Genomic DNA, 7,183 nt, shown 5'->3' on the forward strand with positions numbered 1-7,183 from the left:
CGTATTGAACCTCACATGCCGGCCGTTTTCTTCGACGTGCTGCTTGCCGGGCGGATACGGTAGATACATGACGTCTACCATCGCCGCCGAAACTGTACGGCCCGAACGCAATATCCCCGCAGAGATCGCCCGCTCCTGGCTCCTGGTCAATGCCATGAAGCCCGAGCTCTTCGACCAGTCGGCAGTCTCCCGCGCCGACTCGATCATCCTGGATATTGAAGATGCCGTGGACCCGTCGCAGAAGGACCATGCGCGGAACAACGTGGTGGACTGGCTCACGGCCGGCGGCAAGGCCTGGGTCCGCATCAACGATGCCACCAGCCGCTTCTGGGCTGATGACCTCGCCGGCCTGCGCGGCACGCCCGGGCTCCTGGGCGTCATGCTCGCCAAGACCGAATCAGCGGACCAGGTGACCGAGAGCTTCCACCGCATGGACGGCAAGACCCCCGTCATCCCGCTGGTGGAATCCGCCCTGGGCATCGAGGAAGCCAACCACATCGCCAAGGCCCAGGGCGCCTTCCGCCTGGCCTTCGGCTCCGGCGACTTCCGCCGCGACACCGGCATGGCCGCCACCGCCGAGGCCATGGCCTACCCCCGCGCCAAGCTTGTCGTCGCCAGCCGCGTCGGCAACCTGCCGGGCCCCATCGACGGTCCCACCGTCGGCACCAACCACCCCATCCTGCGCGAGCAGACCGGCATCACGGTGATGATGGGCATGACCGGCAAGCTCTGCCTGGCCATCGACCAGACCCCCGTCATCAACGAGGTCATCAGCCCCACGCCGTCCGACGTCGCCTGGGCCACCGACTTCATGGCCGACTTCGAAGCCAACGGCCGCGTCATCCGCGACGGCTCCGACCTGCCCCGCCTGGGCCGCGCCGAAAAGATCATGAAGCTCGCGGTAGCCTTCGGCGTGCAGCCGGCGCTGTAGCCGCCCCGCTTTCCACTCCAGGAGACCCCGTGACCGATACCCGCTATCTGGTCCACGGGGTCTTTTGGGATGGGCCGCCGGCTTCCGCAACGGAGTACGACGGCGGCGCCCCGGTTCTGCGCCTTCAGTCACCTTCCGGGAACTTCCGGCAGCTCAGCCTCCACCCGGGTGCCCGGCTCGGCTTCCACGTCGTTGAGCACGGCAGGTCCTGCCTGGGGCACCTTCGCGTCCACTCGTCCACGCGCCGTGACCATATCCTGTGTACGGCCGGCGCCCCGGCGTCCAGGGGCAAGCAGTGCGAACGCTGCTTCATGCTCGACGAGTCCCGGCTGATCCACGACTTTCACCGCGGCGGCCGCGTCACCCCCGGCCTGCGGGACTACCTGATGCAGGAGCACTGGCTGTATGTGGCCACCTTCGCCGGCGGCAGCAGCAAGGTGGGAACGGCGTCCGGGCCCCGGAAATGGCACCGGCTCGCAGAGCAGGGAGCGGTGGTGGCCAGGTATGTGGCCAGGGCACAGGACGGTTGCGTGGTGCGGATCCTGGAGGACCTGGTGACGGCCGAAGCCGGGCTGGCACAGCAGGTGCGGTCCGCCGCGAAGACGGAGGCGCTGCTGCAGCCGCTGGGCGGCGCCGAACTGGACGTCCTCAACGCCCGGCATGCTGGCCAAGTCCGCGGCCTGCTGGCGGGCACCGCCGTCGAGGGCTTTGCCATTATGGACGAGCAGTGGGTGCGTCCGGCACAGGCCTCCCGCCTTTGCGTCCCCGCGGCCCGCCACGCCTACCCGTATCCGCTGGACAGCGGGCGGCACGGCTTCCATATTGCGGCGCTCAGCGGACCCAACGCGCTGGCCCGGCTGGACGGGACCGATGCTGAGTTCGTGGTGAACCTGGGCCAACTGGCGGCACGCACCATCGTCCTGGGCGACTTCGCCTCGGACGTGCCGGCCGTGCAGGAAACCCTGTTCTAGGCAGCCGGTAAACTGGGACGGTGCTGAACGAATTCTGGGCCACCGCGCCAACCCGCTACAAAGTCCTGGTCTTCAGCGCGATGGGCCTGATCGCCGTCGGCATCATCCTGAACCTGGTGGGCAACACCAGCGGCAATCAGGGACTGGCCACCGCGTCGCTGCCGCTGATCGGCCTGGGCCTGCTCCTGCACATCGCCGGCATTGTGGTCCGCGGCCAGGCCATCCGCAAGAACCTGCGCCGGTAGCTGTTTCTACCCGGTTTTCTGCCCCCTGACAGGCGGGCGATAGGGTTGAGGCCATGACTATCAATCCGGATCTGCAGGGCCGAAGCTACCCTGCCGCAGAGGTGTACCACGTTGGCCGCGAGAAAATCCGCGAGTTCGCCCGTGCCGTCAAAGCCACCCACCCTGCACACTTCGACGTGGATGCAGCCAAGGCCCTGGGCCACAGCGACCTGGTGGCCCCGCCCACCTTCGCGATCATCATCGCCCAGCGCGCGGACGCGCAGCTCATCGAGGATCCGGAAGCCGGCATCGACTTCTCCCGCGTGGTCCACGCCGACCAGCGCTTCACCCACCACCGGCCCATCGTCGCCGGCGACCGGCTCGTGGCCGAACTGCACGTGGACGGCGTCAGGGCCATGGGCGGCGGCGCGATGATCACCACCCGCTCCGAAATCTTTGCCCTGGCGGCCGACGATTCCAAAGAACCCGTCACCACCACCACATCATCCATCCTGGTCCGCGGAGAGGGACAGTAGCCATGAGCCCCAGTTTCACCGAACTCAGCGCCGGCCAGGAGATCGGCAGCCGCACCATCGAGGTCACCAGGACGGACCTGGTCAAGTACGCCGGAGCCTCCGGCGACTTCAACCCCATCCACTGGAACGAAGCCTTCGCCACCGGCGTGGAACTGCCCGGCGTCATCGCCCACGGCATGTTCACCATGGGCTCGGCCGTCCAGCTGGTCACCGACTGGGCCGGCGACCCGGCCGCCGTCGTCGACTTCCAGACCCGCTTCACCAAGCCCGTCCTGGTCACCGACACCACCGGGACCAAAGAACCGGGGGCCACCATCGAGGTCAGCGGCACCATCGGAAAGCTCGACGCCGATGCCGGCACCGCCCGCGTTGACCTCACCGTGGTCTCGGCCGGGCAAAAAGTCCTGATGAAGGCCCAGGCCGTCGTCAAGCTTTCCTGAGCGCCCCTTGACCTCCCGGGCAACAACAGGGGCCACCACCGCCGAAGTTACGCACTGGCGCAACGCCGTGGTGGTGGCCTACGCTGCCAGCGGCCTGGCTTTTGCCTCATGGGTCTCCCGGCTTCCGGCCATCCGTGACGCCCTGGACCTCACCCCGGGCAACATCGGGGTCCTCCTGCTGTGCATGACCCTGGGGTCGTTTGCCTCTGTCTCCGCGTCCGGGCTGATCGTTCTCCGGCTGGGATCCAAGAGGACCATCAGGACCGGCAGCATCCTGGTCGGGATTGGCCTGCTGCTGGCCGGGCTTGGCACCTCGGTCCTGTCCAGCCCGGTGGCGACCGCTATCGGACTGGCCATCATCGGACTGGGGACCGGGAGCTGGAACACGGCGTCCAACGTTGAGGGCGCCGCAGTGGAACGGGCCGTTGGCCGGCACATCATGCCCCGGCTGCACGGCGCCTTCAGCCTGGGGACAGTAGCCGGGGCAGGACTGGGTGCGGGAGCCGCCGCGCTGTCCGTGCCCGTGTCCTGGCATCTGGGCGCAGCCGGGGTGGTGGTCGCCGTCTCGGTGGCAACGGCGGCAGCCTGGTTCCGCGCGGACGTCACCCCCGTCGCAGGGGAGCGGACCTACGCCCCGGACAACTTCGAGGATCCCACCACCGGCCCCATCCCCGTTATTCCGGCAGGCGCTGGCCCGGAAGACGCTCCGCTGGACAACAAACGCAAGATCGCCCAGGCCTGGCGGGACCGGCGGACCCTGCTCCTGGGCGTGCTGGTGCTGGGCCTCGCCCTGGCGGAAGGCGCGGCGGGGGACTGGGTGGCGCTGGCCCTGGCTGACGGCCACGGCCAGACCGACGCCGCCGGTGCTGCCGGTTATGGCCTCTTCGTCACGTTCATGACCATCGGGCGCTTTGCCGGGACCCTGGTCCTGGACCGCTTCGGCCGGGTGCCGGTGATGCGCTGGTGCGCCGCCCTCGCCGTGTTCGGGCTCGGTGTGTTTGTCTTCGCGCCGGTTCCCTGGCTGGCTTTTGCCGGGCTCGCGGTGTGGGGCCTGGGAGCGTCCCTCGGTTTCCCCGTGGGCATGTCCGCTGCGGCGGATGATCCCGGCAAGGCAGCTGCCCGCGTCTCGGTGGTGTCCACCATCGGATACGGGGCGTTCCTCTGCGGGCCGCCGCTGCTGGGCCTGCTCGCCGAGCACGTGGGCATCCTGCATTCCCTGCTGGCCGTGATGGTGATGCTGGTGGTGAGCTTCCTGCTCTCGCCGGTGGCCCGGAAGCTTGCCTAGGTACTTAAAGGTGCTGCGTTAGATAAGTATTTTCAAGTACTGTAGTTCCGGTGAATTCCACCCTGCTCTCCTCCCTGACCACGTCCGCCGTCGGAGGCCCTGCCGGCTCCTTCATCGAGGCGCGCACCGAGGCCGAAATCATCGACGCCGTCCGCACGGCTGATGCGGCAGGCGAACAGGTCCTGATCATCAGCGGCGGGTCCAACCTCCTGATTTCCGACGACGGGTTCCCCGGTACAGTCGTGAAGATCGCCTCCGAAGGGTTCACCGTGAATGCGGAGGACTCCTGCGGCGGCGTGGCCGTGGTAGTCCAGGCGGGCCATAACTGGGACAAGCTGGTTGAGCATGCGGTGCTGCACGCCTGGTCCGGGATTGAAGCACTGGCCGGCATCCCGGGTTCCACCGGTGCCACACCCGTGCAGAACGTTGGTGCCTATGGTGCCGATGTTTCCCAGACCATCGCCGCGGTGCGCACGTGGGACCGCGAGCGGAATGCGGTGAAGACGTTCACCAACTCCGAGCTCAAGTTCGGGTACCGGGATTCCATCCTCAAGCAGACCACCGTCAACGGCTCGCCCCGCTACGTGGTGCTGACCGTGGAGTTCCAGCTTCCCCTGGGCCGGATGAGTGCCCCCATCCGCTATGCGGAGCTGGCACGCTCGCTGGGTGTGGAGCCCGGAAAACGCGCCTACGCCAATGACGTGCGCCGCGAGGTCTTGAGGCTGCGCGCCTCCAAAGGCATGGTGTGGGATTCCGCGGACAGGGACACCTACTCCACGGGCTCGTTCTTCACCAACCCCATCGTTCCGGCCGAGGTGGCCGAGGCGCTGCCGGAGTCCGCGCCGCGGTACCCGGCCGGTGCGGACGGGCTGGTTAAGCTTTCCGCAGCCTGGCTGATTGACCAGGCCGGTTTCGCCAAGGGCTTTGGCCTGGCGGCGGACAGTGTGTCCGGGGGGCGGGCTTCGCTGTCCACCAAGCACACGCTCGCCATCACCAACCGCGGCTCAGCCAGCGCCGCGGACGTGGTGGCCGTTGCACGCGAGGTGCGTGCCGGCGTCGTACGCCGCTTCGGCATCGAGCTGCATCCGGAACCGCTGCTTATCGGCCTGCAGCTGTAGCCTCCAGCGGCTTGTCCGGGGCTGCCTTGTGCCGCAGGACCTCGGCTGCTCCCATGAGGGCCGAGGCCCACCCGGTGAGGACCAGGTAGATCCCCATGAAAAGCCAGACCAGCAGCCCGGGCGCCAGGGGATTGGATGCACCCGAAAGGATGCACGTCACCAGGCCCGCCACGGCGACGGCCAGTGACAGGACCCAGAGGATCTGGCCTGCACGGGGGTGCCGGCGCCAGTCCCGGTGGATACGGACGCCGCCGGGGCTGACACCGATGCCGGGGAACAGTACTGCATATCCGCCGCCCAGGCTCAGCGTGAGCGAGGGGAGCAGCAGCAGGGGCTCGGACTGGCCGCTGTCCAGGAACGCCGCGAGGGAGAGCAGGCCCACCGCGGTTCCCGCCAGGACGCAGACGGTCCCGCCGATCATCCACGTTCTGGTTTTACGCGCGAGCAACTGCCACAAACTCCCCAAAGTCATGCTCCTACCCTAACCGCCGTTTTGCGGACCCCGCCCCGACCCTAGGATGAAGGGCATGGCTGCACAGGTGGGGAAGCGTCTTGAGCGCAAGGTGTTGGGCAGGCTGCGCCTGGCCTCGCAGGGGCTGCTTGGTGCGGGGGAACGGCCGGACTCAGCAGGCGGCGTGGTGCGCTGGATGACGGCGATGCAGGCGCAGGATCTGCAGGCGGCCCTGTGGGCGGTGGGCGTGCGGCTACCGGGCCCGGGGCTCAGTGGGATCCGGGCTGCCATCAATGCGGGGACGATTGTGCGTTCGTGGCCGATGCGGGGCACGCTGCACCTGGTGGCACCGGAGGACCTGCGCTGGATGCTGGAGCTGACCGCGGACCGCCTTACCAAGGGCATCGCCGCCCGGCACCGCGAACTGGGAATCACGTGGGCCGACGTTGAGAAGTGCCGTGACATCGCCCTGGCCGCGATCTCCACTGAAGGCCCGGTCAGCCGCAGCGGTTTGTTCAAGGTGTTCGACGACGGCGGGCAGCCCACCCGGGGGCAGCGGGGCATCCACATCCTGGGAACGCTGTGCCGGCACGGGTGGCTGGTGCAGGGACCGCTGGCCGGGAACCAGCAGCTGATCGTGGCCTTCGACGAATGGATTCCCTTTTCGCGCCGCCTCGGCCGGGCAGAGGCTGTCGCCGAGTTCCTGCTCCGCTACTTCCGCAGTCACGGCCCGGCGACTGTCCGTGACTTCGCCTGGTGGACGCAGATTCCGCTGACCGAGGTCCGGGCTGCCCTCGAAACGATCCGGGGCGGGCTGGTGGAACTCGAGTTCGAGGGTGCCAGCTACTGGATGTCGCATGAGACGGCGGGCCTGCTGGATACCGGCGTCCCGGGCTCGCGCTCGGTCCTGCTGCTGCCCGGTTTCGACGAGTTCCTGCTCGGGTACACGGACCGGAGCCTGGTCCTCCCGCCGGAGCATGCCAACAAGATCGTTCCGGGCGGGAACGGCGTGTTCAAGAAAACGCTGGTGGCCGGGGGAGAGGTGATTGGCACCTGGGCCGTCGAGGGCAAAGGCCAGCGCACCGCCGTCGTACCCCAACTCTTTGACCCGTCCCTGCCGCTCGGCCCGGCAGCCCAGGCTGCCTTCGCCAAAGCCGCCCAGCGCTACCTGGAGTTCCTCAACACCTGATGACAAAAACAACGCGGGGTCACTAGATGCCCATCCGC

At 68.1% G+C, this 7,183-nt stretch carries 9 protein-coding genes; 8 read left to right on the forward strand and 1 reads right to left on the reverse strand.

Annotated features, from left to right (window positions below):
* The first annotated feature begins 67 nt into the window (after positions 1 to 67).
* Genes P2Q66_RS10005 through P2Q66_RS10035 form a run of 7 tightly spaced genes read left to right on the forward strand, consistent with a single transcriptional unit; the run spans position 68 to position 5,505 of the window.
* Entirely contained in the window at positions 68 to 931 is an 864-nt protein-coding gene (locus tag P2Q66_RS10005; protein ID WP_275727682.1) for a CoA ester lyase, read from the forward strand.
* Positions 932 to 960: 29 nt separating this feature from the next.
* The gene (locus P2Q66_RS10010; protein WP_275727683.1) at positions 961 to 1,902 is read left to right on the forward strand and encodes a DUF2797 domain-containing protein; all 942 of its coding nucleotides are present in this window, start codon (positions 961 to 963) and stop codon (positions 1,900 to 1,902) included.
* A gap of 20 nt (positions 1,903 to 1,922) precedes the next feature.
* Complete coding sequence (locus P2Q66_RS10015) at positions 1,923 to 2,147, forward strand: DUF3188 domain-containing protein (RefSeq protein ID WP_275727684.1); 225 nt, start codon at positions 1,923 to 1,925, stop codon at positions 2,145 to 2,147.
* A gap of 53 nt (positions 2,148 to 2,200) precedes the next feature.
* Positions 2,201 to 2,662, forward strand: a complete 462-nt coding sequence (locus tag P2Q66_RS10020; protein WP_275727686.1) for a MaoC family dehydratase N-terminal domain-containing protein — start codon at positions 2,201 to 2,203, stop codon at positions 2,660 to 2,662.
* Between the two features lie 2 nt (positions 2,663 to 2,664).
* Positions 2,665 to 3,102 carry a MaoC family dehydratase gene (locus P2Q66_RS10025; protein WP_275727687.1) on the forward strand — a complete coding sequence of 146 codons (438 nt, stop codon included), beginning with the start codon at positions 2,665 to 2,667 and terminating at the stop codon, positions 3,100 to 3,102.
* Positions 3,103 to 3,109: 7 nt separating this feature from the next.
* Positions 3,110 to 4,387, forward strand: a complete 1,278-nt coding sequence (locus P2Q66_RS10030) for an MFS transporter (RefSeq protein ID WP_275727688.1) — start codon at positions 3,110 to 3,112, stop codon at positions 4,385 to 4,387.
* A 50-nt stretch (positions 4,388 to 4,437) separates the two neighbouring features.
* A complete protein-coding gene (locus P2Q66_RS10035) occupies positions 4,438 to 5,505 on the forward strand; it encodes a UDP-N-acetylmuramate dehydrogenase (protein WP_275727689.1) in 1,068 nt (355 codons plus the stop codon).
* On the opposite strand, the gene P2Q66_RS10040 is transcribed toward P2Q66_RS10035, so the two are convergent.
* Positions 5,486 to 5,977, reverse strand: coding sequence for a hypothetical protein (locus P2Q66_RS10040; protein WP_275727691.1), 492 nt, complete (start codon positions 5,975 to 5,977; stop codon positions 5,486 to 5,488). The two genes, P2Q66_RS10035 and P2Q66_RS10040, sit on opposite strands and share 20 nt — an antisense overlap.
* Positions 5,978 to 6,032: 55 nt before the next feature.
* Here P2Q66_RS10040 and P2Q66_RS10045 point away from each other — a divergent pair, with 55 nt between their 5' ends.
* The gene (locus P2Q66_RS10045) at positions 6,033 to 7,145 is read left to right on the forward strand and encodes a winged helix DNA-binding domain-containing protein (protein ID WP_275727692.1); all 1,113 of its coding nucleotides are present in this window, start codon (positions 6,033 to 6,035) and stop codon (positions 7,143 to 7,145) included.
* The last annotated feature ends 38 nt before the right edge of the window (positions 7,146 to 7,183 follow it).

Source organism: Arthrobacter sp. Cr_A7 (genome assembly GCF_029222765.1).
GTDB lineage: Bacteria > Actinomycetota > Actinomycetes > Actinomycetales > Micrococcaceae > Arthrobacter.

Coding starts and splice junctions, on each gene's coding strand:
- P2Q66_RS10005 (WP_275727682.1), top strand. CDS start 68: ATGACGTCTACCATCGCCGCCGAAACTGTACGGCCCGAACGCAATATC.
- P2Q66_RS10020 (WP_275727686.1), top strand. CDS start 2,201: ATGACTATCAATCCGGATCTGCAGGGCCGAAGCTACCCTGCCGCAGAG.
- P2Q66_RS10025 (WP_275727687.1), top strand. CDS start 2,665: ATGAGCCCCAGTTTCACCGAACTCAGCGCCGGCCAGGAGATCGGCAGC.
- P2Q66_RS10040 (WP_275727691.1), bottom strand. CDS start 5,977: ATGACTTTGGGGAGTTTGTGGCAGTTGCTCGCGCGTAAAACCAGAACG.
- P2Q66_RS10045 (WP_275727692.1), top strand. CDS start 6,033: ATGGCTGCACAGGTGGGGAAGCGTCTTGAGCGCAAGGTGTTGGGCAGG.